This window comes from Paraburkholderia sp. RL17-373-BIF-A, assembly GCF_046030175.1.
Taxonomy (GTDB): Bacteria; Pseudomonadota; Gammaproteobacteria; order Burkholderiales; family Burkholderiaceae; genus Paraburkholderia.
Genome location: NZ_JARESO010000340.1, coordinates 1 through 761, shown reverse-complemented (window position 1 = coordinate 761; position 761 = coordinate 1). Strand labels below are relative to the sequence as shown.

Annotated in this window: 2 protein-coding genes; both read left to right on the top strand. The window is 61.4% G+C overall.

Annotation, left to right across the window (positions count from 1 at the left end; genetic code table 11):
* Positions 1 to 209 (top strand): IS66 family insertion sequence element accessory protein TnpB (tnpB, locus tag P0D80_RS50745; protein ID WP_408296440.1); only part of this gene is annotated, 209 nt, incomplete at its 5' end.
* A gap of 86 nt (positions 210 to 295) precedes the next feature.
* Positions 296 to 761: IS66 family transposase (locus P0D80_RS50740; protein ID WP_408296437.1), on the top strand; the 466-nt coding region annotated here is incomplete at its 3' end.

The following is a 761-nucleotide window of genomic DNA, read 5'->3' as shown; positions in this document are numbered from 1 at the left end:
GGTCGCGCAACCGGGTCAAACTGCTGTTCTATGACCGCAACGGTTTCTGGATGATGTTGAGGCGCCTCGAAGAAGACCACTTCGTCTGGCCACGACGGCAGCAGATCGTCGTCAAGCTGACGAGCGAGCAGTTGCACTGGCTCCTGGAGGGCATCGACATTGATGCTGTGCGCCGCCACCCGGTACGGTCGTACCATCACGCCAGTTGAGCATTGCGCGTCACCTGTGAGCATCGGCTGGCCTGTTACAAATTCCCGTAAACCCATCGCGCGCGCGACTTCGTTATCGTGGAGGCATGAACGAGGACGACTTCTCCCGATTGCCGCCAGCCGCCCAGGCCTATATCCGTGAACTCGAGACACGCAACCGGCAACTGGGCGAACGGATCACTCAGCTCGAAGAGCAGTTTCGCCTCGCGCAAAGCAAGCGATTCGCCCCAAGCAGCGAGAAGCTCAAGGATCGCGTCTTCGACGAGGCCGAACTGATCGCCGGCTCCGAGTTCGACGACATGGACGCCCGCGTCACTGACGACCCGTTCGTGCTCCCCGACACGGGCCTGCCGGATCCGCCGGCATCCATGAGAATTAAACCGGGACGAAAGCCGTTACCGGCGCATCTGCCGCGTCAACGAATCGAATACGATCTGCCCGAGAGCGCGAAGGTATGCCCGTGCTGCGCGCACGCGCTGCACCGCATGGGTGAAGAGCTCAGCGAGCAGTTGCACATCGAAGTCAAGGCGTCGGTGCTTCAGCACGTGCGCT